General features: G+C 61.8%; 1 protein-coding gene. It reads right to left on the bottom strand.

The window, feature by feature from the left end:
- Window positions 1-489 (bottom strand): hypothetical protein (locus tag GY769_24800; GenBank protein ID MCP4205142.1); only part of this gene is annotated, 489 nt, incomplete at its 3' end.
- Window positions 490-740 lie beyond the last annotated feature (251 nt).

The following is a 740-nucleotide window of genomic DNA, read 5'->3' as shown; positions in this document are numbered from 1 at the left end:
CAGCACCTTGAGCCGCCGCTCGCTCGCCTCGAGGCAGTTGCCGTCGAGGATCATCACCCGGTGCCCCGGCAGCAAGGGGTCACGCGCGCCTCCGGACTCCTCGATCAACTGGCCGCACTCCCGGGCGCTGTAGCGCACCAGCTCGGCCGAGGTGTGCAGCTCAATCCCCTCGAGCTTCTTGTACACCGAGCGAACCGAGACGCTGATGGCACTCGCCTTGTACGCGCGGCCCACCGTGGGCCGCACGCCGAGGACCACTTCGCTCATGACGTCGAACACCTCCGAGAACAGCAGCTCCTTCGTGTACTGCAGCGGCGCCGTGCGCTCGAACCAGGCATCGAGCTGCCCGGGGTTCAGCGTCCGCTCCAGGACGCCCCGCAGCATCACCGTGACCGCACTGGCCTGCACGAAACGACTGAATATCTCGGGTATCATCTGCGTCACCTCTGGCTGAATCGAGCCGGCCAGGGTACACCAGTCCTCGGGCATTGCCTACCAGGGCGCCTCGAAAGGACTGGTTTCTGTCGCAGATGGCATAGATATAAAATCATTTAAATACGAACTAAAAATCACGTTCACAGGGCTGCCTCTTTGGGCCTGAACGCACGTCCGGTTCTGGCGCGCGTCTTCCGTTCGCGCCAGGATCATCCTTTCATGCCTGCTTGCCTACCTGAGAATCCTTCGCCGACCCGTCCTTCTGTGGCCCAGTATGTGGGTGTCCTTTAACTCCTAATCAACGT

The sequence above is a fragment of the bacterium genome, assembly GCA_024224155.1.
GTDB lineage: Bacteria > Acidobacteriota > Thermoanaerobaculia > Multivoradales > JAHEKO01 > CALZIK01.
This window is presented reverse-complemented; position numbering and strand designations above follow the sequence as displayed.